The following is a 25,995-nucleotide window of genomic DNA, read 5'->3' as shown; positions in this document are numbered from 1 at the left end:
AGAGTCCCCTTCCTGTGGGCCCCACGGGCCCCATGGGTCCGGTGGGTCCCGCGGAGCCCGTGGTCCTGCCGCCCGGTGGCGGGGGCTGGCGGGAGGGGGATCCGGTCGGCCGGCGCCGGTGGTATCTCGCGGAGCACCCGCTGCGGCTGGAGACCGGCGGCGAACTCTCCGGCGCGCGGCTGGCGTTCGAGACCTGGGGCCGGCTCACCCCCGATGCCTCCAACGCCGTGCTGGTGCTGCACGCGCTCACCGGCGACAGCCATGTCGCCGGGGCCGCCGGTCCGGGGCACCCGACCCCGGGCTGGTGGGACGGGCTGGTCGGGCCGGGGCTCGCACTGGACACCGACCGCTGGTTCGTCGTCGCCCCGAACGTCCTGGGCGGCTGCCAGGGCAGCACCGGACCGGCCGCGCCGCGCGCCGACGGGCGCGGGCCCTGGGGCGGTGCCTTCCCCTTCCTGACCCAGCGCGACCAGGTCGCCGCCGAGGCGGGGCTGGCCGACGCCCTCGGTGTCGAGCGGTGGGCGCTGGTCGTCGGCGGCTCGATGGGCGGGATGCGGGCCGTGGAGTGGGCGGTGTCGTACCCGGAGCGGGTCGGGGCCCTGCTGCTGCTCGCCACCACGGCGGCGGCGAGCGCGGAGCAGATCGCGTGGACCGCCGCCCAGCTCGCCGCGATCCGTGCCGACCCCGACTGGCGGGGCGGCGACTACCACGGCACCGGACGCGCCCCGCACACCGGCCTGGGCCTGGCCCGCCGGATCGCCCATGTCACCTACCGCAGCGAACCCGAGCTCGCGATCCGCTTCGGCCGGACCCCGCAGGGCGCCGAGAACCCCCTCGGCGGCGGCCGCTACCAGGTGGAGTCCTACCTCGACCACCAGGCCGCCAAGCTGGTACGGCGGTTCGACGCGGGCAGCTACGTGGTGCTGTCGGAGGCGATGAACGCCCATGACGTCGGACGCGGCCGGGGCGGGGTGCGCGCCGCCCTCGGCCGGGTCACGGCCCGTGCCCTGGTGGCCGGCGTGGCCTCGGACCGCCTCTATCCGCTGTCCCAGCAGGCCGAGTTGGCGGCGCTGATCCCGGCCGCCGACCGGCTCCGGGTGATCGAGTCGCCGTACGGCCACGACGGCTTCCTGATCGAGACGGAACAGGTGGGCGCACTGGTACGGGAACTGCTGGCCTGAGAACTCGCCGCTCCCGGCGCTACCTTGATCCCGCACCCTGCCACCGCCGACACCCCCGGGAGCCGCCCGTGTCCCAGCCGTCGTACGACCTGCTGCCCGGCGCCGCCGAGTCGCCGGTGATCCTGCACGTGCCGCACTCGGCGCGGTCGATCCCGGCCGGAGTACGGGCCGGGATCGTGCTCGACGACGCCGCGCTGGAGCGGGAACTGGACCACATCACGGACGCGCACACCGCCGAGTTGGCCCGGACGGCGGCGGAACGCGCCGAGGTGACCCCCTGGCGGTTCGTCAACCGGCTCTCGCGGCTGGTGGTGGATCCGGAGCGGTTCCCGGACGAGCGGGAGGAGATGCTCGCCGTCGGCATGGGCGCCGTGTACACGCGGACCACGCACCGGGCGGCGCTGCGGCACGCGGGGTTCGATCCGGGGCCGCTGGTCGAGCGGTACTTCCGGCCCTACGCGCGGGCGATGACGGAGGCCGTCGCCGGGCGGCTGGCCGCGACCGGGCGGGCCGTCGTCATCGACGTGCACTCCTATCCGAGCCAGGCGCTGCCCTACGAGCTGCACGGGGCGGGGCCGCGGCCCGCGGTGTGCCTGGGCACGGACGCCTTCCACACCCCGGCCTCGCTGACCGAGGCGGCCCGCGAGGCGTTCGCGCGGTGCGGCGGGACGGGGCTGGACAGTCCGTTCGGCGGCACGTACGTGCCGCTGGAGTTCTACGGGACCGACGCGCGGGTCGGCGCGCTGATGGTGGAGATCCGGCGGGACCTGTACATGACCGAGCCCGGCGGTCCGGCGGGCGCGGGAGCGGACCGGCTCGCCACCGCCCTCGCCGCGCTGGTGGACGCCGCCGGCCGCTGATCAGCCGGCACCCTCCGGCTGGAGCACTCCGGCAGGACACCGGGTGAGGGCCGTACCACCGTGGAGGCATGACCACGGAGACGACCGCGCCCACCACCCCGGAGACGGCCACGCCCGCGGCGGCCGAGCCGCTGCCGCCGGTCCGCGACACCGCGCCGCCGGTGCGCGACTGGCCCGCCAACGACCTGGAGGGCACGGACTTCGACCCGGTCCTCGCCGCCCTGATGGCGGAAGGGCCGGTGACCCGGATCCGGCTGCCGTACGGCGAGGGCTGGGCGTGGCTCGCCACCCGGTACGAGGACGTCAGGACCGTCACCAACGACCCCCGGTTCAGCCGCGCCGAGGTCACCCGGCGCCAGGTGACCCGGCTGGCCCCGCACTTCAGACCCCGGCCGGGCTCGCTGGCCTGGGCCGACCAGCCCGACCACAACCGGCTGCGCAAGCCGCTCGCCGGTGCCTTCACGGTCGGCGCGATGAAGCGGCTGCGGCCGCGGGCGCAGGAGATCCTCGACGGGCTGGTGGCCGGGGTGGTGCGGGACGGACCGCCCGTCGATCTGGTCGAGCGGGTGCTGGAGCCGTTCCCGATCACCGTGGTCAGCGAGGTGATGGGGGTGCCGGAGGCGGACCGGGAGCGGGTGCACGCCTGGACCCGGCAGATCATCTCCACCTCGGGCGGGGTCGAGGCGGCCGAGGCGGCCAAACAAGGGCTGTACGGGTGGATCACCGAGACGGTGCGCGCCCGTGCGGACAGCCCGGGGGAGGACGTGTACGCCCTGCTCGGGGGCGCCGTGGCCCGCGGCGAGATCGGCGAGGAGGAGGCCGTCGGGCTGGCCGGTCCGCTGCAGATCGGCGGCGAGGCGGTGACCCACAACTGCGGGCAGATGCTCTTCCTGATGCTGACCCGGCCGGAGCTGATGGCGCGGCTGCGGGAACGGCCGGCCGAGCGCGGGCCGGTCCTGGACGAGCTGCTGCGCTGGATCCCGCACCGCAGCACGGTCGGGCTCGCCCGGATCGCCCTGGAGGACGTCGAGCTGAGCGACGGCACCCGGATCCCGGCCGGCGATCCGGTGTACGTCTCCTACCTGGCCGCCAACCGCGACCCCGCCGTCTTCCCCGACCCCGACCGGATCCTCCCGGACCGCGATCCGCACCCGCACCTCGCCTTCGGCAACGGTGTGCACTACTGCACGGGCGCGATCCTGGCCCGGCTGCAGACCGAGCTGCTGGTCGGCACCCTGCTCGACCGGCTGCCGGCGCTGCGGCTCGCGGTGCCGGCCGAGGACGTGCGGTGGCGCCGCAGGACCATGATCCGGGGCCCGCTGACGCTGCCGGTCACCTGGTGAGCCGCTCAGGCCCGCAGCCACTCCGTCAGGATCACGTCGGTGCCGGTGCGCAGGCGGAGGGCGAACGGGCCGACGGGTGGGGTGGTGCTCGCGAAGCGGCCCATGGAGTCGACGGTGAGGGGGCGGGCCGCGGCCGGGCCGTCGAGCACCTCGATGCCGGCGGGCTGCGGGGGAAGCAGCTGGCCGAGCAGCCCGTCGGCGGTGACCTCGACGTCCACGGTCAGCTCGCCCGCCTGGAAGGTGAGCATCCGCGGCGGGTCCTCGGCTCCTCTGACGGGGAGCGCGTCGATCAGGGAGTCGAAGGTCAGCTCGGCGACCCGGGCGTCCAGGTCGTGCAGCACGTAGGCGTCCATGGCCAGTTGGAGCAGTTCGGCCGGGAGCGGGTCGAGGACGGCGGCCGCGCGGCGCAGCTCCTCCTCCAGGAGGTCCGCGTCGCGGCCGTCGCCGGCGGAGGCGTCGGCGGAGATGCCGCCCGAGACATAGGCGGAGGTGTCGTCGGTGGCCTCGGCGGCCGGGAACTCTTCGTCGCTCACTTCGCACCCCTCGCGTCGAGCCGGGCCCGCAGCCGGCGCAGACAGCGCTGGCGCAGCGGGCCGATGCTGCCCACGGCGATGCCCAGCGCGACGGACACCTCGACATAGCTGGGCGGCGGCGAGGCCATCAGCACCCGCAGCAACTGCCTGCAGCGGTCGCCGAGTTCCTCGAACTCCTGCCACAGCAGACGGATCAGCCGGGCCTCGTCCGCCTGGTCCTCCGCGTCGATCAGGGACTGTTCGGGCGTACGGTCCTCGCTGACCCGGTCGAGGACCTGCGGGTCGTCGGTCGGCAGCAGCCGGGTCAGGCCCCGGATCACCTTCAGGCACTCGTTGCGTGCCGTGCTGGCCAGCCAGGAGCCCGCCTTGTCGGGCTCCCGGATGCGGCCCAGGTGCTGGGCGAACCGGAACCACACGGTCTGGTACACCTCGTGCCCGTCGGCGTCGGAGAGCCGGTGTGCGCGCACCACCGACCACACCAGCGGGCTCAGCCCTTCGACGAGTGCCTTCCAGGCGGCCGCGTCACCGTCGACGGCTGCCTGGACCAGCGCGCCGACCTCTGCTCGGTCCACGGTCCCACCCCTCGTGTACGGCAAGTCATCGTACGCCGCGGAGGGGAGTGTTCCGGAACTCAGGCGGTCGGGGCGAGCCCGACGACCGGGACCGGCTGCCAGCTCGCCGGGCGGAGCGCCGGCACCGGGATGCCCCGCACCTCGGCGTGGTCCGAGATGCCCTGCAGGAGCCGGGCGCCCGCGGTACGCGGGTCGCTCTCCTGGTGCGTGGTCATCCGGTCGGCGACGAGGCCGGCCACGATGGGGGTGGCGAACGATGTTCCGCTCCACTGTGCGAACCCTTCGAACATCACTTGGTCCGGTTTTCCGGGGCCGGTCGTCCCGGTGTCGGTCAATACGCCGGTGTGGCGCGGGTACTGGCAGGTGCAGGCGTAGCTGAAGCCGAACCGGCAGGCGTCGTAGGTGGTGTGCTGGTAGACGTACGGCACGGGGGCGTCGAAGCCGGCCATGGCGCCGACGAGGTGCTCGCCAGGCGCGTAGACCTTGACCCAGCCGCCGTAGTTGGTGAAGCAGGCCCCGTAGTCGCCGTCGCTGCGCAGCGCGCCGACCGAGAGGACGGTGTTCTCGTAGCCGGGCAGGTCGGCGCAGGCGGCGGGCCAGAAGTGGGTGGCGCTGCCGTTGTTGCCGGCGGCGGCGACCAGCAGGGTGCGCTGGGCGCGCAGGGCGTCCATGAAGGCCTCGACGGCGAGCAGTCCGTCGGCGCTGCCGTTCGAGGTGCCGGCGGAGAGGCTGATGACGTCCGGCCAGCCGTGCTGGTCGACCGCCTCGAAGAGTTTCGCGCCGAACTCGGACTCCAGGATGGCGCCCGCGTCGTTCAGGGTGTTGGTGACGGTGATGTCCGTGTTCGGTGCGAGGGCGGCGACGAGGCCGGCGATGAACGTGCCGTGGCCGACGTACTGCTGGAGGATCCCGTCGGCGTCGGTCTCGCTGATCTGCAGGTCGCCCCGGACGCGGTCCAGGAGCGGGTAGGAGCGGTAGTCGTGCACCAGGCCGGTGTCCATCACCAGGACGCTGACGGCCGTCTCGGGGTCGTAACTCCCGTCGACCGCCTGCGGGTTGGGTGTCTCGGTGAGCAGGGCGGGGAGCGGTTCGCAGGGGTTGCAGGAGTTGGCGTTCCCGGTGGTGGAGACGATGTGGTTGCGGCTGACCAGGCGGCGTCCGGCGCGGCCCTCGGCCTCCCGCAAGGCGCGCAGGGCGTGCCGGACGGCGCGGTCCCCGGTGCGGTCGCCGTGGTTCGGGTCGCCGACCCGGATGCGGGTGACGCCGGTGCGGTTGGTCTCCGGACCGGCCCGGTGCACCTGGTCGGCGGTCAGGTCCGCGGTGGCGGTGAAGTGGGCGCGCACGGCGTCCTCGACGATCCGCGCCTCCCGGCCGTCGCGGGCGAGGACGACCCCCTTCTCGTACAGGAACTCGGCGGCGTCGTCCGGTCCCATCGCCAGCGGTACGTCCGGCATGGAGCGCTGGATCTGATCGAACTGCTCATGGAATCGCTGGGGTGCCATGGCCTGTCCTTCCCCCGACAACGGCGTACTCCAGTCAGAGTCGCACGGTCGCCGCTTGATACAGCGTCAAACCTGTGGGCAGGTATGCCCAGGCCACTACCATGCGAGGGGTGACTGCGCGAAGCGACTCGGTTACCGAACTGCTGCCGATGGTGTTCGCCGCCCCCGGCGAGGCCCTGGCGCGGGCGGAGCGCGTCCTGCGGTCCGATCCGCCGCCGCTTGACGCGTCCGTCGCCCACCAGGTCATCGGCATCTGGCAGCGGGACTTCGGCGATCTCACCGTCGCCCTCGACCATCTGCGGCGCGCCCGGGACTTCGCGGCGCGGGCCGACTCGGCGGAGCGGGAGGCGGACGTCCTCGCCACCCTCGGCGTCGCCCTGGTGCACGCGGGGCGCACCCGACAGGGCCTGGCCGCGCTGGACCGCGGGGTGGCCCGGGGCAACGGGCACACCCGGGCGCGGGTGCTGTACCGGCGGGCGTACGCCTCGTGGGTCCTGGGCCGGCACAAGGAGTCCCTGGAGGACCTGCGCCGGGCGATTCCCGTGCTGCGGCAGGCCGGGGACGTCATCTGGACCGCGCGGGCGCTGAGCGTGCGGGCCACCGTGCATCTGGCGATGGGCGCGGTGGAGCGGGCGGACGCGGACTTCACCGCGGCGGAGCTGCTGTGGGAGACCACGGGCCAGGAGCACGACAAGGCGGTCGCCGTGGAGAACCGGGGCCTGGCCGCGTACCGGTCCGGCGACATCCCGGCGGCGCTGCGGCTGCTGGCCGAGGCCAAGGAGCGCTACGACGAGCTGGACACGCCCTCGTTCATGCTGTACATCGCGCGTTGCGACGTGCTGATGGCGGCCGGGCTGGCCCCGGAGGCGCTGGCCGAGGCGGACGCGGCGATCGCGACCCTGGACCGGATCGGCGGACAGTCCACCCGCAAGGCCGAACTGCTGCTGACCGCCGCCCGGTCCGCGCTGTCGACCGGGGACGCGCGGACCGCGGTCGCCCGCGCCGCCGTCGCCGTACGGCTGTTCTCGGGTCAGCGGCGCAGCTGGTGGCAGACGCATGCCCGGCTGGTGCTGATCGAGGCACGGGTGGCGGGCGGGGCCGCGTCCGGGCGGCTGGTGCAGGACGCGGCGGCGGTCGCCGACCAGTTGGCGTCCTTCGGCGCGCCGGCCGCACCGGAGGCCTCGCTGCTGGCCGGGCGGATCGCGCTGGCGCTGGGCTGGACGGCGGACGCGGAACGGCATCTCGCGGTGGCCGCGCGCAGCAGGCACCTCGGGCCCCCGCTGGCCCGGATGACCGGCTGGGCCGCACAGGCGCTGCGCGCGCGGGCCGCCGGTTCGGGCCGGGGCGTCCTGGAGGCCTGCCGACGGGGCCTCGACGTCCTGGACGACCACCGGATGACGCTGGGCGCCTCGGAGCTGCGGGCCCGGGCCACCGCACAGGGCGCCGAACTGGCCGCGCTGGCCCAGGAGGCGAGCCTCGCGCACGGCGGCCCGCGCCGGCTGCTGGAGTGGAGCGAGCGGTGGCGGGCCACGGTCCTGTCCACTCCCCCGGCCCGGCCACCCGCCGACCCCGCTCTGCTCGCCTCGCTCACCGCGTTCCGGGAGATCGCCTCCCGCGCGGAGGAGGCCCGCCGGGAAAGGCGTCCGGTGCCCGCCCTGGAGCGGGAACAGCGGCGCCTGGAACGGGAGATCCGCGCCCGCACCCACCACACCCGCGGTGACGCGCCCGGCGGCGGCGACCGTTTCGAACCGGCCCGGCTCCTGGACCGGCTCGGCGACGCGCGGCTGGTCGAACTCGCCGTCCTGGACGGGCGGGTGCACATCCTGCTGTGCGGTCAGGGCCGGGTGCGGCGGTTCACGGGCGGCCCGCTGGCGGAGGCGGTCGCCGAGGCGGAGCACGTCCAGGCGGGGTTGCGCCGGCTCGCCCACCCCGGTGCGGAGGCACGGCTGCCGCTGGTGGAGGCCGCCGGGCGGCGGCTCCAGGAGCTGCTGCTGGGCCCGGCGGCCGACCAGCTCGGCTCCGGCCCCGTGGTGATCGTCCCGCCGGGCGCGCTGCACCAGGTGCCCTGGGCGCTGCTCCCCGCCCTCAGGGAGCGGGTGCTCAGCGTGTCGCCGTCGGCGTCGAGCTGGCTGCGGGCCCGGGAGACCGAGCCGCCGCCGGGCGGCCGCCATGTGCTGGTCCGCGGGCCGGGGCTGGCGACCGGCGGCGCGGAGGTGCCCGAGGTGGCGGGCCAGTACGCGACCGCGCGGATCCTGGAACACGACGAGGCCCAGGTCCCCCGCGTCCTGGAGGAGCTGGACGGTGCCGCGCTGGCCCACATCGCCGCGCACGGCACCTTCCGCGCGGACAGCCCGCTCTTCTCCTCGCTGCGGATGGCCGACGGCCCGCTGATCGTGCACGACTTCGAACGCCTCGCCCGCAGCCCCTACCGGATCATCCTCTCCAGCTGCGACACGGCCCGGCTCGCCTCGGTCGGCGCCGACGAACTCCTCGGCCTGGTCACGGCGTTGCTGCCGCTGGGCACCGCCGGCGTGGTGGCGAGCAGCGCGCCCGTCAACGACGCGGCCGTGGTGCCGCTGATGCTGGCTCTGCACAAGGGGCTGGGCGCCGGGCTGTCGCTGGCGGAGGCGCTGCGCGACGCCCGGGCCGCCCTGCCGAACGACGCGCTCCACCAGGCGACGGGCTGGGCGTTCGCCGCGTTCGGGGCGGCCTGAGCCGGGATCCGCTACGCGGACCGCCGGTCCGGCTGGTCCAGCAGCCAGGGCAGCGACGTGCGGTCGCTGGCGCCGAGCCGGGTGTAGGCGCTGTAGAGGTGGTTGCCCACCGTCCGTACGGACAGGGTCAGCCGCTCGGCGATCTGCCGGTTGCTCAGGCCCGCGGCGGCGAGGGTGACGATCTGCCGCTGGCGGGAGGTGAGTTCGCCCAGCACCAGGCCGGCCAGGGCCGGGGTGCGGGCGCCCTGGCAGCGGCGGGCGAGGGCGACCGCGCGGGTGCGGGACATCCGGGCGGCGCGCGGGTCGCGGTGGGCGCCGGCGGCCTGGGCGTGGGCCTCCGCCGCGAACAGCAGCAGGCCGCGCTCCGCCAGCGCCGCGGCCACCCGGTCGAGGGCGGGTCCGTCGCCGCGGGCGAGGGCCTGCGCGTGCCGGGCGAGCACGCCGTCCAGCCGCCGCACGGCCTTCGCGGCGCCTGCCGGCTCACCCAGCCGTACGGCGCCGTAGTGCGCGAGACCCCCGTCCCCGCGCACTACGGCGCCCTCCCCCGACTCGGCGGCGGCGCGGGCGAGTTCGGTACGGCAGGCGGCATCCCCCGGCGCCGCCCGCAGTCCCTCCCTCGCCCACGCCGCCGCCTCTCGCAGCTCCCCCCGAAGCCACGAGTACCGGGCACGCACGGCCGCGTACCCGGCCGGTACGGGCAGGCCCCCCGCCGCCAGCCACTCCCCCACCGGGGCCGGCACCTCCCGTACGTCCAACGCCTCTACGTGTTCCGCCAGTTGTTCCTGTTCGTCCTTCAGAGCGGGCTCGCACTGGTCCGGGGTGCGGGCCAGCCGGCGGGCACGCAGCCGGCCCGCCGCGGCGCGCAGCGCCGGGCCGTGCAGGGGATGCGCGAGGCGGACCCGGCCCCCGTCGTCGACCTGGATCAGGCCCTCGGCCTCCAGCCGTTCGAGGACGGCCAGGTCGAGGTCCTCGTCGCAGTGGGGTGGCAACGGCTCGGCGAAGGCGAGGCGTTCGAGGGTGTCGCGCTCCCCGGGACCGCGCCGGTCCAGCAGGGATGCGACGCGGTCCCGCACGGTCGCGGTGAGCGGCAGCGGACCGCGCCAGGCCCACTCGCCGGTGTCCGGGACGCGGGTCAGCGGGCCGGACTCGCGCAGCGCGCCGAGCAGTTCGCGCAGCAGCCGCAGGTCTCCCCGGCACAACCGGTGCAGCCGGCGCACGGTGAGCGGTTCCAGCCCGCCGTCTGCCAGCAGCGCGGCGGTCTCGTCGTACGGCAGCGGTGCCAGGCTGAGGTGGGTGAGGAGTTCCCCGGTCCACAGCCGGGCGATCGCGCCGGGCACCGGTGCCGGATCGGCGGCGGCCACCACGAGCCGGGTCCGGCCGTGCACGGCGAGCTGGTGGACGAGGGCGGCCGAGGCCTCGTCGAGGAGGTGGGCGTCGTCGACGACCAGGAGCCGTACCCCGGACAGCTGACGGACCGCGCCGGGCAGCGAGACGCGGTCGGGGAGCAGGTGCGCGAACGCGGCGAAGGGCAGCGCGCTGGTCTCCGGAGTGCCGGTCACCAGGGCGCTGTCGGTGCCCCGTACGGCCTCCCTGAGCAGCCGGGTCTTGCCGATGCCGGCCGGGCCGGTCACCACCACACCCTGCCGTCCGGCCACCGACGACCGCCTGACCAGCTCCAGTTCGTCCTCCCGGCCGGTGAAGGGCCAGGGCGGTCCGAGGGTCCGTGCGTCCTGTTCGCAACTCGTCACGTGAGTATGAGTCGCGTTGCTCAGCTCTGATACAGGGGGACTTGAGTAGCTTCCGACTCAGGCGCCCGGCCGGGCCGGACGGCAGTCTGGGCCCATGACCCGACGCTACTGCTCGCTTCCGCGGCAGTCGGCCCCGGCGTTCGCGCCGGGACTGGCCGCCGAGCGGCTCGGCGCGCTGGTCGGCGGGCGGCGGATGTGGGTCAACGGCACGGTGCTGCACTACTGCTTCCTCGACGCCGACACGGACGCCTCGGTGATCCCGGTCCCGGGAACCGGGGAGCTGCGCAGGGTGCCGTGGGCCGGTGCCGGGGAGCAGCGGGACGTGGTGCGCGACTGCTTCCGGGAGTGGCAGGACCTCGGCATCGGGGTGCGGTTCGCCGAGGTCCTCGACCGGTGCGAGGCGGAGCTGCGGATCGGGTTCCAGCGGGGGAACGGCTCCTGGTCGGCGGTGGGCCGGGACGCGCTCGCGGTGGGGGCCGGCGAGCGCACCATGAACCTGGGCTGGGACCTGACCGGGCCGGACGGCCGCTGGACGGCCCTGCACGAGATCGGGCACGCGCTCGGGATGCGGCACGAGCACCAGAGCCCGTTCGCGGGCGTCCACTGGGACGACGAGGCGGTCTACGCCGACCTCGCCGGACCGCCGAACCACTGGAGCAGGGAGCGGACGCGCCGGAACATCCTGCGCCGGCTGGACCCGTGCGAGGCCAACGGCTCGGTGTGGGACCCCCAGTCCGTGATGCAGTTCCCCTTCGGGCCGGGGCTGATCCTGGAGCCGGAGCAGTACCACAACGGTCTCCACCCGCCGGGTTCGCTGTCACCGGCCGACAAGGAGTTCGTGCTCCGCTGGTACCCGCCCGCCGATCCGCCGGCCACGCTGGTGCCGTTCCGCTCGGCGCCGCTCAGCCTGGGGCCGGGCGAGCAGGCCGACTTCACCGTGGAGCCGCCGGAGACCCGCCTCTACAGCGTGGGCACCTTCGGAGCGAGCGACTCCGTCGTGGTGGTCTTCGAGGAGCGCGACGGGGAACCGCGCTACCTCGCCGGCCAGGACGACGGGGGCACCCCGCACAACGCCGAGATCAGGGTCCGGCTCGTCAAGGGCCGCCGCTATTTCGTCCGCGTCCGTCTCCATTCCACGTGGGGGTCGGGGGAGACAGCGGTCATGTGCTGGTGACACCGGCACGGACCGCGGCGCGGAGGTCGGACCACTGTCCGGCACCGGCGGGGGGAAGCGGTCGCGGCACGTAGCCTTCGGGGGAGGGATACGTGCCGCGACCACGCCGAAAGGGCAGCACAGGAGCCCCACAGCCGAGCCACCCGGCACCCGGCACCCGGCACCCGGCACCCGGCACCCGGCTGACGATGTCGCCGACCGGACATCCGTGCCGGGCCTGACCGCCCCGCTCCCCCCTCCCGCCCGCCGGGCCTTGACCCGCTCCTGCCCGCCTCGCAGGCGATCCCGGTCGCGAGTACTACGTCGGCCATGCCGAGCGGTGCGCGCACGGCGCGGGCAACCGGCTGCTGGAGCTGGTGGCGAAGACGATCGCCGGGAACCTCACGACGCGGCCCGTTCGGACCGGGGCTCGTCGGGGTGGGCGAGGCCGAGGTGGTCGCGCAGGGTGGTGCCCTCGTACTCGGTGCGGAAGACGCCCTGCTCCTGGAGGAGCGGGACGACCGTGTCGGCGAAGCCGTCGAGGCCGCCGGGGGTGATGTGCGGGACGAGGATGAAGCCGTCGGAGACGTCCGCCTGCACGAAGTCGTTGATGGTCCTGGCGACCGTGGCCGGGGAGCCGACGAAGGTCTGCCGGTTGCCGGTGTTGATCACCAGGTCGCGGATGGACCACTTGTTGGCCTCGGCGAGCTCGCGCCACTCACGGGCGATGGCGAGCGGGTCCCGGTACATCCGGACCTGGGCACGGCCCCGGGAGATGTGGTCCTCGCTCACCAGGGGGTCGACGTCGGGCAGCGGGCCCTCCGGGTCGTACGACGACAGGTCCCGGTTCCAGACGAACTCCAGGTGCTTGAGGGCCGTCGCCCCGCTGACCTGCTGGCGGCGCACCTGGTGGGCGATCTCCTCGGCCTCCGCGTCGGTGTCGCCGAGGACGAAGCTGGCGGCGGGCAGGATCAGGAGCTCGTCGTGGCTTCGGCCGTACTTGGCGAGGCGGGACTTCACGTCGGTGTAGAAGGCCTGGCCGGCGTCGAGGGTGGCGTACCGGCTGAAGATCGCGTCGGCGCTGGACGCGGCGAACTCGCGGCCCTCGTCGGACTCGCCGGCCTGGAAGATCACCGGGCGGCCCTGCGGGGAACGGGGCACGTTGAACTGGCCGTGGATGTCGAACTGGGGGCCCTTGTGGACGAAGGAGCCCGCGCTCGCGTCCCGGAGGAAGGTGCCGGTGGCCTGGTCGGCGATGATCTCGTCGCCGTGCCAGGAGTCGAAGAGCTCGCCCGCGGTGGCGAGGAACTCCTTGGCGCGGGAGTAGCGCTCCTCCTGCGGGAGGAAGCCGCCGCGGCGGAAGTTCTCGCCGGTGAAGGCGTCCCAGGAGGTGACCACGTTCCAGGCGGCCCGGCCGCCGGAGAGGTGGTCGAGGCTGGCGAACTGGCGGGCCACCTCGTAGGGCTCGTTGAAGGTGGAGTTGATGGTGCCGGTCAGGCCGAGGTGTTCGGTGACGGCGGCCAGCGCGGCGAGGATCGTGAAGGTGTCGGGGCGGCCGACGACGTCCAGGTCGTATATCTTGCCGCCCTGTTCGCGCAGTCGGAGGCCCTCGGCGAGGAACAGGAAGTCGAACCTGGCGCGTTCGGCGGTCCTCGCGAAGTGCGCGAAGGAGCTGAACTCGATGTGGCTGCCGGCGGCCGGGTCGCTCCACACCGTGGTGTTGTTGACACCGGGGAAGTGCGCGGCCAGGTGGATCTGCTTCAGCGGCTTGCTCATGAGAGGTGCGGTCCTTCCGGCTCAGGCGGTGGCAGCGGCGTAGCGGTTGGCGGGGCGGGCGAGCCCGAGCAGGCCGCGCAGGGTGTCGGCCTCGTAGGCGGTGCGGAAGCGGTCGCGGCGCTGGAGTTCGGGGACCAGGTCCGCGGTGATGCGCGGCAGGTCGTGGCCGAGGACGGCGGGGCGGAGCCGGAAGCCGGTGAGGCCCGCCGCGGCGAACTCCTCCAGAAGGTCGGCGAGTTCGGCCGCCGTACCGGTGAAGATCCGCGCGTCGCTGGTGTACGTGCCGCCGTCGAGGGCGTCGAGGCGGTCCTTGCGGGCCTCGGCCGCCGCCCGGTCGTCGTCGAGGAAGACCACGAGGTCACCGAAGACGTGCACGGTGTCGTCGGCGCGCCCAGCGGCCGCCTGCTCGGTGCGGATCTCGGCGAGGATCGCGCGGGCGTCGGCGCCGTCCCGCGGGGTGATGTAGCCGACGTCGGCCTGGCGGGCGATCAGCCGGTAGGGGACGGTCTGGTGGCCGAGGGCGGTGACCAGCGGCTGGCCCTGCGGCGGGCGCGGGGTGATGGAGGGGCCCTTGACGCTGAACCGCCTGCCCTCGAAGTCGATGTAGTGCAGCTTGTCGCGGTCGATGAAGCGGCCGGTGGCGGCGTCCCGGATCTCGGCGTCGTCCTCCCAGCTGTCCCAGAGCCGGCGCACCACCTCGACGTAGTCGGCGGCCTCGTCGAAGTGCTCGGCGAGCCGTTCCTGACCGGCCGGGGACCGCAGGTCCGCCAGGTCGATCGGCGGGAAGACACGTCGGCCGAAGTGGGCCGCCTCGTGCGGGCGGGCGGAGATCTGCACCCGCAGCCCGGCTCGGCCGGTGCTGACGTAGTCCAGGGTGGCGATCGCCTTGGAGATGTGGAACGGCTCGGTGTGGGTGGCGATCACCGTCGGCACCAGGCCGATGTGGCGGGACAGGGGCGCGATCCGGGACGCGATCAGGACGGCGTCCAGGCGGCCGCGGACCTGGTCGGTGCGGTCGTCCGGTTCGCCGTAGTGCGAGGACTGCAGGCCCAGGCCGTCCTCGATGGTGACGAAGTCGAGGAGACCGCGCTCGGCCTCGGCGACGAGGTCGGCCCAGTAGCCGGCGGTGAACAGGCCGCCGGGGCGGGCGACCGGCTCGCGCCAGGACGCGGGGTGCCAGCCGGTGCCGTCCAGGGCGACGGCGAGGTGCAGGTGGGAAGCGGGAGATGAGGACACAGTGGTGCCTTCCTGAGGTCCGTACGAGGGCGCGCCGGAGGTGGGGCGCGGCGGAGGAGAGTCAGGAACAACAGAGCGCGCCGGCCACGCGCAGCAGGTCGATGTGCGGCCGGGAGTGCAGGACGGTACGGCGGCTGGGACTGACCACACGTGTCATGTCCCGCACCTCCTCGGCCTGCTTCGCGTACATCTCGTCCTGAGTCACAACAGCCGGGGGTGCCCGGGTGTTCCCGGGCTGCGCACCAGCGGGGTGCGGCGGCGCGGGCGCTCAGGGCGGCCGGCCGACCCGGGGAGCCGGACGGCTGTGGCGTTGTCCGGGGCCGGGTGCGGGAACGGGGTGTCGGCGTGGCCGAGGGGGTTGGCGTGGCCGAGAGGGTCGGCGTGGCCGAGAGGGTCGGCGTGGCCGAGAGGGAAGAGGCCGGGAACGAGCGGGGCTCCGCCTCCGCGGGAGTCGGTGTGGATGGTCACGGAGGCGGAGTCCTTCCTAGTCGGGCCGGCGTGCCGGTGCGGGGGTCAGGAGTTGTCGAGCGGCAGTCCGGGCGGGTTGACCTCGGACTTGGCGACGGCCTCGTTGGAGAGGTTGTAGGCCTTGAGCCACTGGGCGTACTGGCCGTTCTTGATCAGGTAGTTGATGGCGTCGGCGAGGGGCTTGGCGAGGCCGCTGTCCTTCTTCGCGGTGGCCGCGATCAGCCCCTGGAGGCTGGCGCCGGCGCCGGAGTAGGTGCCCGCGGTGCGGGTGGCGTTGGGCGTGCCCGCGGTCTGCTTGTTGTGGTAGGCGAAGCCGGGGTTGGGGCCGAAGGAGGCGTCGACCTTGCCGCTGGACACGGCCAGATAGGTGCTGTTGCTGTCCTGGAAGTACTTGACGGTGACCTTCTTGCCCTCCTTGGCGAGCTTCGCCTTCCACTCCAGGAGGATCTTCTCCTGGTTGGTGCCGGAGCCCACCGCGATCGTCTTGCCGGCGAGGTTCTCGTAGTTGCCGTCGAAGTTCCAGGTGCTCTTCTTCGGCACGAGGAAGGCGAGGTTGTCCTGCCGGTAGGACGCGAACTCGTACTTCTTCTTGCGCTCCTCGGTGTCGGTGACGTTGGAGAAGGCCACGTCGACCTTGCCGCTGTCGATGCCGACGAAGAGGTTCTCCCAGGTGGAGTTCTGCACCTCGGGCTTGAGCCCGAGGACCGCGGCGACCAGGCGGCCGAGGTCGGGCTCGGAGCCGGTCAGGGTCTTCTGGTCGCTGCCGGTGAAGGCCAGGGGCGGGAAGCCGGCGGGCAGGGCGCCGATGCCGATCTTCAGGGTGCCGCTCTTGCGGACGGCGGCGGGCAGTTCGGCGCTGATCGACTTGACCTCGGCGACCTTGATGGTGGTCGGGGTGGCGGCGCCGTTGGAGACCTGGCCGACGACGACCTCGCCGGACTTGGCGCTGTCGGTGGTCGTGGCCGCGTCGCTGCTGCCACCGCAGGCGGCGAGCCCGGTGGCGAGGGCGGCGACGGCGGTCGCCGCGGTGATGCCTCTGAGCAGGCTGCGTCGGGTGAAGTGGGTAGGCATGGCCGTTCCTTGTCGGTGCCGGTGATGAGGGTGAGGGCGTGGGGGGAGGTCTGGGTGCGCGGTTCAGAGGACCTTGCTGAGGAAGTCCCTGGTCCGCTCGTGCCGTGGCCGGTCGAGGACCTCGGAGGGCGGGCCCTGCTCGACGATCCTGCCGCCGTCGATGAAGACGACCCGGTCGGCGATCTCGCGGGCGAAGCCGATCTCGTGGGTGACGATGACGAGCGTGGTGCCGCTGGTCGCGAGGTCCTTGATGACGGAGAGGACCTCCCCGACGAGTTCGGGGTCCAGGGCGGAGGTCGGCTCGTCGAAAAGGATCACACCGGGGCGCAGGGCGAGGGCGCGGGCGATGGCCACGCGCTGCTGCTGGCCGCCGGACAGCTGGCGCGGATAGGCGCCGACGCGTTCGCCGAGGCCCACGCGTTCGAGGAGTTCCTTGGCCAGCGCCTGGGCTTCGGGCTTGGTCAGCTTTCCGGTGGCGACGGGGGCCGCGGCCACGTTGTCCAGCACGGTCAGGTGCGGGAAGAGGTTGAAGTTCTGGAAGACGAAGCCGATCCGGCTGCGCTGGCCGAGAATGGTCCGCTCGCTCAGCTCCTTCAGCCGGTCGCCCTGCCGTCTCACCCCGATCAGCTCGTCGTTGATGCTGACGTAGCCGATCTCGGGCTTCTCCAGGTGGTTGATGACCCTGAGGAGCGTGGACTTGCCGGAGCCGGACGGCCCGAGAATGACCGTGACCTCGCCGGGGCGGATGGTCAGGTCGACGCCGTCGAGTACGCGGTGGGCGCCGTACCACTTGTGGACGTCGTGGATCTCCAGGGCGGCGGGGGCCGTCTGCAGGGCGTCGGTGGTGCTCATACGGCGGCCTCCCGGCGGATGCGGGCGCGCAGGTCGGTCACGCCGGCCCGCAGCTTCTGCAGGGGCGTCGGCGGAAGGGAGCGGGTGGCGCCCCGGGCGTAGTACCGCTCGACGTAGAACTGGACCACGGAGACGACGCTGGTGAGGATCAGGTACCAGACGGTGACCACCAGCAGCAGCGGCACGATGTCGCCGGGGTAGGTGGAGCCCATGCTCTGCGCCGTACCGAACAGGTCCAGCAGCGAGACGTAGAAGACCAGCGAGGTGGACTTGATCAGGCCGATGAGCTGGTTGACGTAGTTGGGGATGATCGACCGGAGCGCCTGCGGGAAGACGATCTTCCGGAACTGGTAGCCCTTGGGCAGACCGAGTGCGGCGGCCGCCTCGTGCTGGCCCTGGTCCACCGAGAGGATCCCGCCGCGCACCACCTCGGCCGCGTACGCCGCCTCGTTCAGGCTGAGACCGATGACCGCGATGGCCATGTCGGTGGCCAGCTTCGACTCGTCGAAGGAGAAGAAGGCCGGCCCGAACGGGACGCCGACGCTCAACGTCTTGTACAGGGCACTGAAGTTGTACAGGAAGAGGAGGACCACGATGAGCGGGATGGAGCGCAGCGCCCAGACATAGGTCCAGGAGACCGCACGCAGCACCGGGCTCTTCGAGAGCCGGGCCAGAGCCAGCAGGATGCCGCCCACAAGGCCCAGCACCGCGCTGTAGGCGGTCACTTCGAGCGTGATGACCAGTCCGTCGAGGATCGTCGGCCGCAGGAACCAGTAGCCCCAGCGGTCCCACTGGTAGAAGGGGTTGGTGACCAGTCCGTGCACGAACTGGGCGACCAGGACGAGAACGACGGCGGTGGCGATCCAGCGTCCCGGCCGCCGCAGCGGCAGAACCCGCTGCGCGGTGAGGGACTTGGGCGGTTCGTCGGCGGCGGGCGGCGCCTCGGGGGCGATGGTGGCGCCTGGGGGTTCACTCATGGCGGGCTCCGGCGGAGTCGGACACCCCGGATCCCACGACCGGGTACGCGGCACCGGGCCGTGTTCGGGCACGGCACGGTGCGCGGGGGGGGCGCGCGGGACACGGGGGCTGGGCGGACGGCAGCGCACCGGGCGGCCGGTGCTTTCATCACGAACGCTGAGGCGCGAGGCTGCGGGTGTGCGGCGGGAGAGCCTGGTCAGACCCGACAGCGGGCACGGCCCGGTGCGGTACACGCGCTACACAGGGCGCTGTTGACGCGGAGCAGATCGACGACGCGGTCGGCGACGAGCGGGTTCGGGTACGGCCGTACGCAGCCCTGCGCGCGGCGCGGGGCCGTGCGGGAAACTGCGTACATGTCCGTCACCTGTCACTGTCGTGATGAGCCCCAGGGGGCCTCGCGCTTACCGAACGTCGTCATCCGGTCCGGTCGTCACCTGGGGCACCCCACCGCGATGCGAGGGTTGCCGGTCAGCAAGCCAGGGCTTGATGCTGACGCTCTTGACCGTTCTGGTTCGCAAGTAACGCAGTTGCCCGAAGGAATGTCAACGCCTGTCCGACAGGCGGGACAGTTTCGGACCGCTCTCACCTGCGCGGAAGGCCGGGTGCGTCCGCCGCGTGCCCCGCCCAGTCCAGGATCTGGACGGCAGCGCCGGCTGCCTCCAGGCCCTGGCAACGGCCGTGGTGGCGGCGGGCGATGCCGTCCAGGTCGAGGTGGGCGCCGAAGGCCGGGTGGGCGGCCAGCCGCCGGGCGTAGGCCCACAGCACCGGGTGGCCGGCGATGGCGTGCACCGCGGCGGCGTCCAGGTGATTGCGGTGCACGGTGTCGAGTTGGACCAGGGCGACCCACAACTCGATGTCGGCGGCGGTGAGTTCTCCGCCGACCAGGAACTCCACCCCGGTCAGCCGGTGTTCCAGTCCGTCCAGGGCGGCGAGCAGCGTCTCCAGCGCCCGCGGGTCGCCGCCCTCGCGGCCGGCCCGCTGTGCGGCCTGCTCGATCTCCTCCGCACAGAGCCGCTCGACGGCCTCGATCTCGGCCTCGGCACCGCACGGGTAGAGGCGGGTGACACCGTCACCGAAGTGGCGGTCGAGGTCGCGCAGGATGTCGCGGCCGTGGGTGGAGACGATCCGGCCCGACCAGTCGTCGCTCAGCACCGGCGCCAGGGCCGGTCCGGAGTACCGGTGGGCGCTGGCCTCGTACAGCGGGCGCAGTGACGTGTGGCTGCCGTCGGGACAGTCCGGGACGGCGGGCAGGAAGGTGACCGGACAACAGCCGTCCAGGGCCAGCAGGCTGTGGCCGACGGCGATGCGGAGGCCGTCGGGACAGGCGGTGGCGAGGTGGAGCCGGTAGCGGCCCGGCACGGCGTAGTGGCCGCTGCGCGCGTCCCGTCCGATGCGTCCCCGGAAGCCGGGGGCGGTGCGGACGGACGGCAGGGCGGTGAGCGGAGTGATGGACATGCGTCTCCCCGGGGCGGGCGCGGGCACGCGGACGTACGCGCGGCGGAAGCGTTCGTCGGTGGGTTCTCGGTGCGACTCGGCGAGTCCTGGCGGGTGGGTGCCGGCTCCTGGGGCCGGGAGCGGGGACTCGGGCTCAGCGGCCGGTGGCGCCGCACATCCGCAGCAGGTCGAGATGGCGGCGGGAGGTGAGCAGGGGGGCCGCCCACGGCGCGGGGCTCTCGCGGCGCGGTCGGCCGGTGAGCGTGCGCAGGCGAGCCATCTTTCCCTACCTTTTCACTAGGATTCCCCTCTGGAGTGTCGATCGGCCTCCGTCCGGCGTCAAGGGGGCGTCCACGCCTGGGACACCCGGCCCCGCCGCGGCCCCGCTCCGGCCGCCGACTTGCCGCCGGGCGGGCAGGGCGGTGCGCTGGTGGCCGAGGCCGAGTGACAGGAGCCGGAGCCGATGACCGAGCCCCCGGGTCCCGGGCCGGTGCCGGGCGCCGTGCCCGAGACCTTCGCGTTCCGCTGCGGGCGGTGCGGGCACGGCTGGACGGCCACCTTCCAGGCCGTGTTCTTCACCGACCCGGTCGCCGACCCGGAGCTGCAGAGCACCCTGGAGTACGTCGACGAGGCGGGCCGGGCGGTCCGGTCACCGCTCACGGACGCGGTGTGCCCGCGCTGCCACAGCCGGCGGGTGCGGATCGCCGCGGTCTGAACCCGCCGCTCACCCGATTGGCACGTGCGAGTGGTCGGCGCTCGTGGCCGGTGGTGGCGTGGAGGCACGTACCGCGTTCCCGAGGAGGCAGTCGTGATGACCCGTCCGTCCCGACCCGCGCGTGTTCTCGCCACGGCCTTGGCGGCGGGGACCCTGTTCGCCGCGGCGGCCTGCTCGGACGGCGGCGGCTCCCCCGAGGCCGCGGCCGTCTCCCCCGCCGCCGAGCGCTCTCCCGGCGCCTCGCCCACCGCCGCCCTCACCCGCACCGGCGCCGAGGCCGCGCTGATCACCCCGGCCGACATCGAGGACGACTGGCAACTGGCGGCCGACGCCGCCACCTGGCGCAACCAGATGCTGATCGGCAAGGTCGACGTCGCGCAGTTCCTCAACGCGAAGACCAGTGCCGCGGACTGCCAGCGGCTGCTGGACAGCCTCTACTCCGACACCCTGCTGGGCCGCGCCGCCGGCGCCTCCGGGCTGCGCGGCTTCACGTCGGCGGACTCCCGGCTGCTGTACCAGGTCGGGGACTACGGCCAGGCCGCCATGGACGCCACGATCAACTGGCTGAAGGGGCTGCCGGAGAAGTGCAGCCAGTTCACGGCCACCGCCTCGGACGGCGGCCAACGGACCGTGCAGGTGGTCGAGTACAAGGAACCGCCCAAGGTGGCCGACGCGCTGGCGGCGCTCACGGTCACCGTCCAGGGCACCTCCAACGGGCAGCCCGCCACCACCAGCCTGGACGTCGCGGCGATGCGCGTCGGCGCCTCCGGGGCGGCGGTCACCAACGGCGGCCTGTCCGGCGTCGACCACGACAGCACCGCCCTCGCCGTCCAGAACGGCGCCCAGCGCCTCCAGCAGGTGCTGTCCGGCAAGACCCCGAAACCGCTGCCGAGCCAGTTCGACTAGGGCGGCGCGACCGCCAAGGGGCCGGAAACGCGGAAGGCCGCCCTCCCGAAGACGAGAGAACGGCCTACGACCTGCGTCAAAGCTGGTCGGGACGACAGGATTTGAACCTGCGACCCCTTGACCCCCAGTCAAGTGCGCTACCAAGCTGCGCCACGTCCCGCTGCGCGGTCACGCGGTGTTCCGCGTGATCACGCAGGTCAACACTACCGCACGCGGACGGGTGCTGCCGCCGGCCGCTCCGTGACCGGGTCGGGGGCCCGGGGCGCGCGGCGCGCCGGGACCAGGAGGGCGGCACCGGCGGCCGTCAGGCAGAACAGCGCGAGCAGGGCCCAGGCGTGGGTGTAGCCGGAGGCGTACGGCAGCCCGGAGGGCTGGAGCCGGCCGGTGACCAGGACGCTGGTGAGCGCGGCGCCGATGGAGCCGCCGATGGTGCGGATGTTGGCGTTCATCCCGGTCGCGGCGCCGGTCTGCTCGGGCGGCACGCTGCCGACGACGAGGTTTGCCATCGAGGCGAAGGCCAGGCCGATGCCGAGGCCGAACAGCCCCGCGACGACGCCGATCTGCCACTGCTGGTCGTGCCAGAGGGTGAGGAGGCCGCAGGCCAGTGCGCCGAGCGCGGCCCCCGCGGTGAGCTGCGTCTTGGCGCCGACGCGGTGTTCGACGCGGCCGCCGATGACGCCCGAGAGGAACATGGCGACGAGCATCGGCAGCATGAGCAGGCCCGAGGCGGTGACGGTGGCGCCGAAGCCGTAGCCGGCCGAGGCCGGGGTCTGGACGAAGCCGGGCAGGAAGGACCAGATCGCGTACATGCCGGCGCCGAACAGGAGGGCGGCCGTGTTGGTGGTCCAGACGGCGGGCAGCCGCATCACCCGCAGGTCGATGAGCGGAGAGGCCGAGCGGGACTCCGTGAGCAGCCAGACGGCGAACAGGACGACGGCCGTACCGAACAGGCCGAGCACCCGGACCGAGCCCCAGCCCCACTGGCCGGCCTGGCTCAGCGGCAGCAGCAGCGCCACCAGCCAGGCGGAGAGCAGCGCGGCGCCGAGCCAGCTGACGCTGCCCGCGGCCCGCTTGGGCGACTCGGGGACGTAACGGGCGGCGATCAGGACGGTCACCGCGACCACGCCGACCGGGATCCAGAACAGCCAGCGGTAGTCGAGCGCCGAGACGATCGGGCCCGCGGCCACGATGCCGACGCCGCCGCCGGCCGCGATCACCGCGGACAGGTTGCTGATGCTGCCGCTGACCTCACCCGGCGCGAACTCGTCGCGGATGATACCGAAGGAGAGCGGGAACAGGGCTCCGCCGACGCCCTGGACGACCCGGGCGACGATCAGGACGCCGATGTTCGGCGCGAGCGCGGCGAGCAGACAGCCGGCCAGAACGGCCAGCAGGACGGCGACAAGGGTGCGCTTCTTGCCGACGAGGTCACCCACACGGCCGAGTATCGGGGTGAAGACCGAGGCGGACAGCAGATAGGCCGTCATCACCCAGGTCGCGGTGGACTGGGAGGCGTGCAGGGCGTGCTGGACGGTCGGCAGGGCCGGCGCGACCAGCGACTGGAGCATGGAGAACACGCCCGCACCGGTCGCGAGGACCGCGAAGGTGAGGCGGGTGGACTTCCTGGGCATGAGGTGCCTCTCCGGAATCGGAACGGAGGGAGAACTGACGGAGGGAGCGAGAACAGGCGGAGCGAGAACAGGGGGAAGGGCGGAGGAAGGGCGGGGGCCGCGTCCGGCCATGGCGTCGCCGCTCCGCACTGCTAAAGTGGAGGTACCCCTCCACTGTACTGGAGGCACACCTCCGCTTCAACCGAAGTCGAGGAATCCCTCCGGTTCATCCCTGTCGCACGGGAGGCAGCAGTGACGGACAGCACGTTCCCGGTCGGCGAGATCGTCGCGGCCCGCAGACCGCACCGCAAGGACGCGGCCCGCAACTACGACACCCTGATCAGCGCCGCCCGCGAGGCCTTCGCCGAGCGGGGCGCGGACGTCTCCCTGGAGGACGTCGCCCGCCGCGCGGGGGTCGGGATCGGCACCCTCTACCGGAACTTCCCCACCCGCCGCGACCTCTTCGAGAGCGTCTACGCGGACGAGGTCAACGCGCTGTGCCGGACCGCCGTGGAGCTGGCGGAGCTGGAGCCGTGGCCGGCGCTGAGGTCGTGGCTGGACCGCTTCACCGGCTACATGGTGACCAAGCGGGCGGTGCGCGAGGCCCTCAACGACGAGTCGGAGATCTTCCAGGCCTGCCGTGACTCGATGTACGCGGCCGGCGGCCCGCTCCTGGAGCGGGCCCAGAAGGCGGGCGTGGTCCGCACCGACATGGAGATCGGCGACCTGCTCCGCCTGGTCTCCGGCGTCACGGCCACCGCCTTCGAGGACGACGCCCAGCGCGACCGGGTCCTCGGCATCGCCCTGGACGGGGTGCGGGCCGGCCGCTAGAGGCGGACGGCGACGCGCCGTACGCGTCAGAGCCGTACGACGACGAGCGCGATGTCGTCCCGGCCGCCCCCGGCCACGCCCATGCGGGCCAGCACGGTGTCGGCGAGCTCCTCGGTGCCGAGGTGGACGAACTCGCCGAGGACCCGCTCCAGTTGGTCCAGGCCGACGTCGATGTCCTGGTCCCGCCGCTCGATGAGCCCGTCGGTGTACAGGACGAGCGTGTCGCCGGGCCGGTAGGCCAGGCTCGCCTGCGGGCGGGGGACGTGCTGCGGACGCGCACCGAGCGGGGGGTCGGTGGCCTGGTCCAGCAGTTCGCAGCCGCCGTCGGCGTGGATGAGCATCGGCGGCGGGTGTCCCGCATTGCTGTAGGTGATCAGCCGACTGCGCGTGTCGACGACGGCCTTGACCGCGGTGGTGCCCAGCGCCCCCTCGACCGACCTGGCGTACAGGCCGAGGACCTCCAGGGCCTGGGCGGGGCGTTCCAGGGCCCGGATGGCGGCGGACAGGGCGCTGCGGAGCATGCCCATGACGGCCGCCGCCTCCAGACCGTGGCCGATGACGTCGCCGACGGAGACGGCGAGCCGGTCGGGCGGGATGTCGATGACGTCGTACCAGTCGCCGCAGACGTTCAGGGAGCCGGTGGCGGGCAGGTAGCGCACCGCGATGTCGCGGTGGTGGGCGAGGTCGGGGACGCGGAGCATGGCCTCCTGGAGGAGGACCGCGACCTCGCGTTCGCGGGTGTGGGCCTGCCGGAGTTCCTCGTTGAGCCGTTCCAGCTCGCGCGCCCGCGCGTACAGTTCCGCCTCCAGGGCGTGCGTCTCCTTCAGCGACTCCTCCGCCCGGCCGCCGCCGGGACGCCCGGCCCCGTACTCCTTGACGAACGCGGTGACGTCCTCCACCCGGTGGATGATGTAGGCCACCTGCCCGTCCGGGCCGGCCACGGGGGTGTTCACCGGGGACCACCAGCGCTCCTCGAAGACCCCGGGCCTCCCCATGACGGGGATGTCGTACTTCTGCAGCGCCATCGTGTCGGGCCGGCCGGTGGCGAGGACCCGGTGCAGGGAGGCGCCGAGATTGCGGACCCCGTCGGCGTCCGGGTCGGCGGGGTTGTCCGGGAACGCGGTGAAGATGTGCCGTCCGAGCAGGTCCTCCCGGGTGCGTCCGGTGGCCGCCAGATAGGCCCGGTTCACATCGACGATGACGAGGTCGGGCCCGAGCACCAGATACGGGCTCGGTGTCGCGGCGAACAGCGCCGTGTGGTCAACCCGCGATGCCACCGCTGACGCTCCTTCCCGCCTCAACGGCTTCCTCCTCAATCTACGGTCCGTGCTGCGGCTCTGCCCGCCGTGCCGCGGCCCGGCGGACGCCCCTGGCGAGCGGACCCCGCGGCCGGGCGCGGCGCGAACCGGCACGGCGAGCGGGCGCGGGTCGTGCGAGGCTGGGAATCCCGAGGCTGGGAAACCCGAGGCCGGGAAACATGAGGCCGGGAAACATGAGGCCGGGAACGGTGAGCACGGATGAGCGGAAGCCCTGCGGACGGTCGGCACCCCGCGCCGGGCCGTGCCGGCAACGGGCCCGCCGTCTCCCGCGGGGAGTTCGACGCGCTCTTCGCCGCGGTCCGCACCTGGGGACGCTGGACCCCGGCCGGCCGCGGCGCCTGGAACCGGGTGACGGCGGAGCACGTACGGCGGGCCACCGGTGCCGTGCGGTCCGGGCAGGTCGTGCCGCTCGCGCTGCCCTGGAACACCGTGCCCGGCCCGGACAACCCCCGGCCCGCCCTGCACCACATGACCGATCTCGGTGACGTGGAGAGCCCGGAGCCCGCCACCCACAAGGACTTCATCGCCGCCGACTACCACGGCAAGGCCGTCACCCATCTCGACGCCCTGTGCCATGTCTCCTACCGGGGCCGGCTCTACGGCGGCCGGACGGCGCGGGAGACCGTCGGCGCGGCGGGGGCCGGGTTCGCCGCGGTGTCGGACCTGGGCGCCCTCGTCACCCGAGGCGTCCTCCTCGACCTCCCCGCCGTCCTGGGGACCCGCTGGCTGGAGCCGGGGCTCGCGGTGCACGCGGCGGACGTCCTGGCGGCGGAGCGGACGCTCGGCGTACGGATCGGCGAGGGCGACGCGGTGCTGTTGCGCTCCGGGCAGGCCCGCCGCCGCGCCGAGCTCGGCGCCTGGGACCCGGACACGGCCTGCGCGGGGTTCCACGTGGACGCCGTACCGCTGCTGGCCGAACGCGGCATCGCGCTGCTCGGCGGAGACGGCGACAGTGACGTGCGGCCCTCCCCCGTGGACGGCGTGCACTCGCCCGTGCACGCCCTGGCGCTGGCCGCGATGGGGGTGCCGCTCCTGGACAACGTCGGTCTGGAGGACCTGGCGGCCGCGACGGCCCGGACGGGCCGGTACGAGTTCCTGCTCGTCGTCGCGCCCCTGAACATCCCCGGCGGAACGGGCTCACCGGTCAACCCGGTCGCCGTTCTGTAACCCAGAAGACGCAATGTCTGTTATCT

Annotated in this window: 24 protein-coding genes, 1 tRNA gene and 1 riboswitch; of the genes, 9 read left to right on the top strand and 16 right to left on the bottom strand. The window is 73.7% G+C overall.

The genetic code is table 11. From position 1 onward, the window contains the following. Positions 1 to 32 precede the first annotated feature (32 nt). The 3 genes from AB0M11_RS15770 to AB0M11_RS15760 all read left to right on the top strand — a co-directional run bounded on the left by AB0M11_RS15770 (position 33) and on the right by AB0M11_RS15760 (position 3,384). The gene (locus AB0M11_RS15770) at positions 33 to 1,181 is read left to right on the top strand and encodes a homoserine O-acetyltransferase (protein WP_365705553.1); all 1,149 of its coding nucleotides are present in this window, start codon (positions 33 to 35) and stop codon (positions 1,179 to 1,181) included. 68 nt (positions 1,182 to 1,249) lie between these two features. Then, positions 1,250 to 2,041, top strand: coding sequence for an N-formylglutamate amidohydrolase (locus tag AB0M11_RS15765; protein WP_365705551.1), 792 nt, complete (start codon positions 1,250 to 1,252; stop codon positions 2,039 to 2,041). 68 nt (positions 2,042 to 2,109) lie between these two features. Then, positions 2,110 to 3,384: a cytochrome P450 gene (locus AB0M11_RS15760; RefSeq protein WP_365705549.1), complete on the top strand. Its 1,275-nt coding sequence runs from the start codon at positions 2,110 to 2,112 to the stop codon at positions 3,382 to 3,384. Positions 3,385 to 3,389: 5 nt separating this feature from the next. Here AB0M11_RS15760 and AB0M11_RS15755 read toward each other — a convergent pair whose 3' ends face one another. The 3 genes from AB0M11_RS15755 to AB0M11_RS15745 all read right to left on the bottom strand — a co-directional run bounded on the left by AB0M11_RS15755 (position 3,390) and on the right by AB0M11_RS15745 (position 5,991). Continuing rightward, positions 3,390 to 3,851 carry a hypothetical protein gene (locus tag AB0M11_RS15755; RefSeq protein WP_365705618.1) on the bottom strand — a complete coding sequence of 154 codons (462 nt, stop codon included), beginning with the start codon at positions 3,849 to 3,851 and terminating at the stop codon, positions 3,390 to 3,392. A 62-nt stretch (positions 3,852 to 3,913) separates the two neighbouring features. After that, positions 3,914 to 4,552, bottom strand: coding sequence for a sigma-70 family RNA polymerase sigma factor (locus AB0M11_RS15750; protein ID WP_365705616.1), 639 nt, complete (start codon positions 4,550 to 4,552; stop codon positions 3,914 to 3,916). Next, positions 4,549 to 5,991 (bottom strand): S8/S53 family peptidase, encoded by a 1,443-nt coding sequence (locus tag AB0M11_RS15745; protein ID WP_365705547.1) that lies wholly within the window; start codon positions 5,989 to 5,991, stop codon positions 4,549 to 4,551. Before AB0M11_RS15745 ends, AB0M11_RS15750 begins: the two co-directional genes overlap by 4 nt. Positions 5,992 to 6,092: 101 nt before the next feature. Between AB0M11_RS15745 and AB0M11_RS15740 the strand changes: the two genes are divergently transcribed. Further along, positions 6,093 to 8,705 (top strand): CHAT domain-containing tetratricopeptide repeat protein, encoded by a 2,613-nt coding sequence (locus tag AB0M11_RS15740; RefSeq protein WP_365705545.1) that lies wholly within the window; start codon positions 6,093 to 6,095, stop codon positions 8,703 to 8,705. An 11-nt stretch (positions 8,706 to 8,716) separates the two neighbouring features. Here AB0M11_RS15740 and AB0M11_RS15735 read toward each other — a convergent pair whose 3' ends face one another. Continuing rightward, the gene (locus AB0M11_RS15735) at positions 8,717 to 10,453 is read right to left on the bottom strand and encodes a LuxR C-terminal-related transcriptional regulator (protein WP_365705543.1); all 1,737 of its coding nucleotides are present in this window, start codon (positions 10,451 to 10,453) and stop codon (positions 8,717 to 8,719) included. 94 nt (positions 10,454 to 10,547) lie between these two features. On the opposite strand from AB0M11_RS15735, the gene AB0M11_RS15730 reads away from it, so the two are divergent. Continuing rightward, the gene (locus AB0M11_RS15730) at positions 10,548 to 11,627 is read left to right on the top strand and encodes a M12 family metallopeptidase (protein ID WP_365705541.1); all 1,080 of its coding nucleotides are present in this window, start codon (positions 10,548 to 10,550) and stop codon (positions 11,625 to 11,627) included. Between the two features lie 381 nt (positions 11,628 to 12,008). On the opposite strand, the gene AB0M11_RS15725 is transcribed toward AB0M11_RS15730, so the two are convergent. The 9 genes from AB0M11_RS15725 to AB0M11_RS15685 all read right to left on the bottom strand — a co-directional run bounded on the left by AB0M11_RS15725 (position 12,009) and on the right by AB0M11_RS15685 (position 19,701). Continuing rightward, the gene (locus AB0M11_RS15725) at positions 12,009 to 13,382 is read right to left on the bottom strand and encodes an NtaA/DmoA family FMN-dependent monooxygenase (RefSeq protein ID WP_365705539.1); all 1,374 of its coding nucleotides are present in this window, start codon (positions 13,380 to 13,382) and stop codon (positions 12,009 to 12,011) included. Between the two features lie 21 nt (positions 13,383 to 13,403). Further along, on the bottom strand, positions 13,404 to 14,618 hold the full coding sequence (locus tag AB0M11_RS15720; RefSeq protein ID WP_365705537.1) for an LLM class flavin-dependent oxidoreductase: 1,215 nt from the start codon (positions 14,616 to 14,618) through the stop codon (positions 13,404 to 13,406). Positions 14,619 to 14,679: 61 nt separating this feature from the next. After that, positions 14,680 to 14,775, bottom strand: coding sequence for a putative leader peptide (locus AB0M11_RS15715; RefSeq protein WP_365705535.1), 96 nt, complete (start codon positions 14,773 to 14,775; stop codon positions 14,680 to 14,682). 44 nt (positions 14,776 to 14,819) lie between these two features. Then, positions 14,820 to 15,086 (bottom strand): hypothetical protein, encoded by a 267-nt coding sequence (locus AB0M11_RS15710; RefSeq protein WP_365705533.1) that lies wholly within the window; start codon positions 15,084 to 15,086, stop codon positions 14,820 to 14,822. A 45-nt stretch (positions 15,087 to 15,131) separates the two neighbouring features. Beyond that, the gene (locus AB0M11_RS15705; RefSeq protein WP_365705531.1) at positions 15,132 to 16,157 is read right to left on the bottom strand and encodes an ABC transporter substrate-binding protein; all 1,026 of its coding nucleotides are present in this window, start codon (positions 16,155 to 16,157) and stop codon (positions 15,132 to 15,134) included. 63 nt (positions 16,158 to 16,220) lie between these two features. Next, positions 16,221 to 17,009: an amino acid ABC transporter ATP-binding protein gene (locus AB0M11_RS15700; protein WP_365705529.1), complete on the bottom strand. Its 789-nt coding sequence runs from the start codon at positions 17,007 to 17,009 to the stop codon at positions 16,221 to 16,223. Further along, on the bottom strand, positions 17,006 to 17,986 hold the full coding sequence (locus AB0M11_RS15695; RefSeq protein ID WP_365705527.1) for an amino acid ABC transporter permease: 981 nt from the start codon (positions 17,984 to 17,986) through the stop codon (positions 17,006 to 17,008). The genes AB0M11_RS15700 and AB0M11_RS15695 overlap by 4 nt, the downstream gene beginning before the upstream one ends. Positions 17,987 to 18,379: 393 nt before the next feature. Beyond that, a riboswitch (SAM riboswitch) is annotated at positions 18,380 to 18,491 on the bottom strand. Between the two features lie 78 nt (positions 18,492 to 18,569). Further along, a complete protein-coding gene (locus AB0M11_RS15690; RefSeq protein WP_365705525.1) occupies positions 18,570 to 19,442 on the bottom strand; it encodes a glutathione S-transferase C-terminal domain-containing protein in 873 nt (290 codons plus the stop codon). A 133-nt stretch (positions 19,443 to 19,575) separates the two neighbouring features. Beyond that, positions 19,576 to 19,701 (bottom strand): hypothetical protein, encoded by a 126-nt coding sequence (locus AB0M11_RS15685; RefSeq protein WP_365705523.1) that lies wholly within the window; start codon positions 19,699 to 19,701, stop codon positions 19,576 to 19,578. A gap of 183 nt (positions 19,702 to 19,884) precedes the next feature. Between AB0M11_RS15685 and AB0M11_RS15680 the strand changes: the two genes are divergently transcribed. Both AB0M11_RS15680 and AB0M11_RS15675 read left to right on the top strand, forming a co-directional pair. Beyond that, positions 19,885 to 20,136 carry a hypothetical protein gene (locus tag AB0M11_RS15680; protein ID WP_365705521.1) on the top strand — a complete coding sequence of 84 codons (252 nt, stop codon included), beginning with the start codon at positions 19,885 to 19,887 and terminating at the stop codon, positions 20,134 to 20,136. Positions 20,137 to 20,232: 96 nt separating this feature from the next. Next, the gene (locus tag AB0M11_RS15675) at positions 20,233 to 21,042 is read left to right on the top strand and encodes a hypothetical protein (RefSeq protein WP_365705519.1); all 810 of its coding nucleotides are present in this window, start codon (positions 20,233 to 20,235) and stop codon (positions 21,040 to 21,042) included. Between the two features lie 83 nt (positions 21,043 to 21,125). Here the strand turns inward: AB0M11_RS15675 and AB0M11_RS15670 are convergent. Further along, positions 21,126 to 21,202: transfer RNA gene (locus AB0M11_RS15670), tRNA-Pro, on the bottom strand. 43 nt (positions 21,203 to 21,245) lie between these two features. Next, complete coding sequence (locus AB0M11_RS15665) at positions 21,246 to 22,673, bottom strand: MFS transporter (RefSeq protein ID WP_365705517.1); 1,428 nt, start codon at positions 22,671 to 22,673, stop codon at positions 21,246 to 21,248. Between the two features lie 231 nt (positions 22,674 to 22,904). On the opposite strand from AB0M11_RS15665, the gene AB0M11_RS15660 reads away from it, so the two are divergent. Beyond that, positions 22,905 to 23,483: a helix-turn-helix domain-containing protein gene (locus tag AB0M11_RS15660; RefSeq protein WP_365705515.1), complete on the top strand. Its 579-nt coding sequence runs from the start codon at positions 22,905 to 22,907 to the stop codon at positions 23,481 to 23,483. Between the two features lie 26 nt (positions 23,484 to 23,509). On the opposite strand, the gene AB0M11_RS15655 is transcribed toward AB0M11_RS15660, so the two are convergent. Beyond that, positions 23,510 to 24,760 (bottom strand): SpoIIE family protein phosphatase, encoded by a 1,251-nt coding sequence (locus AB0M11_RS15655; RefSeq protein ID WP_365705513.1) that lies wholly within the window; start codon positions 24,758 to 24,760, stop codon positions 23,510 to 23,512. Between the two features lie 240 nt (positions 24,761 to 25,000). On the opposite strand from AB0M11_RS15655, the gene AB0M11_RS15650 reads away from it, so the two are divergent. Next, positions 25,001 to 25,969, top strand: a complete 969-nt coding sequence (locus AB0M11_RS15650) for a cyclase family protein (RefSeq protein ID WP_365705511.1) — start codon at positions 25,001 to 25,003, stop codon at positions 25,967 to 25,969. The last annotated feature ends 26 nt before the right edge of the window (positions 25,970 to 25,995 follow it).

It is taken from the genome of Streptomyces sp. NPDC051987 (assembly GCF_040680735.1).
Taxonomy (GTDB): domain Bacteria; phylum Actinomycetota; class Actinomycetes; order Streptomycetales; family Streptomycetaceae; genus Streptomyces.
This window is presented reverse-complemented; position numbering and strand designations above follow the sequence as displayed.

Coding starts and splice junctions, on each gene's coding strand:
- AB0M11_RS15770 (WP_365705553.1), top strand. CDS start 33: ATGGGTCCGGTGGGTCCCGCGGAGCCCGTGGTCCTGCCGCCCGGTGGC.
- AB0M11_RS15760 (WP_365705549.1), top strand. CDS start 2,110: ATGACCACGGAGACGACCGCGCCCACCACCCCGGAGACGGCCACGCCC.
- AB0M11_RS15745 (WP_365705547.1), bottom strand. CDS start 5,991: ATGGCACCCCAGCGATTCCATGAGCAGTTCGATCAGATCCAGCGCTCC.
- AB0M11_RS15740 (WP_365705545.1), top strand. CDS start 6,093: ATGCGAGGGGTGACTGCGCGAAGCGACTCGGTTACCGAACTGCTGCCG.
- AB0M11_RS15730 (WP_365705541.1), top strand. CDS start 10,548: ATGACCCGACGCTACTGCTCGCTTCCGCGGCAGTCGGCCCCGGCGTTC.
- AB0M11_RS15725 (WP_365705539.1), bottom strand. CDS start 13,382: ATGAGCAAGCCGCTGAAGCAGATCCACCTGGCCGCGCACTTCCCCGGT.
- AB0M11_RS15715 (WP_365705535.1), bottom strand. CDS start 14,775: ATGACACGTGTGGTCAGTCCCAGCCGCCGTACCGTCCTGCACTCCCGG.
- AB0M11_RS15705 (WP_365705531.1), bottom strand. CDS start 16,157: ATGCCTACCCACTTCACCCGACGCAGCCTGCTCAGAGGCATCACCGCG.
- AB0M11_RS15700 (WP_365705529.1), bottom strand. CDS start 17,009: ATGAGCACCACCGACGCCCTGCAGACGGCCCCCGCCGCCCTGGAGATC.
- AB0M11_RS15695 (WP_365705527.1), bottom strand. CDS start 17,986: ATGAGTGAACCCCCAGGCGCCACCATCGCCCCCGAGGCGCCGCCCGCC.
- AB0M11_RS15690 (WP_365705525.1), bottom strand. CDS start 19,442: ATGTCCATCACTCCGCTCACCGCCCTGCCGTCCGTCCGCACCGCCCCC.
- AB0M11_RS15685 (WP_365705523.1), bottom strand. CDS start 19,701: ATGGCTCGCCTGCGCACGCTCACCGGCCGACCGCGCCGCGAGAGCCCC.
- AB0M11_RS15680 (WP_365705521.1), top strand. CDS start 19,885: ATGACCGAGCCCCCGGGTCCCGGGCCGGTGCCGGGCGCCGTGCCCGAG.
- AB0M11_RS15675 (WP_365705519.1), top strand. CDS start 20,233: ATGACCCGTCCGTCCCGACCCGCGCGTGTTCTCGCCACGGCCTTGGCG.
- AB0M11_RS15665 (WP_365705517.1), bottom strand. CDS start 22,673: ATGCCCAGGAAGTCCACCCGCCTCACCTTCGCGGTCCTCGCGACCGGT.
- AB0M11_RS15650 (WP_365705511.1), top strand. CDS start 25,001: ATGAGCGGAAGCCCTGCGGACGGTCGGCACCCCGCGCCGGGCCGTGCC.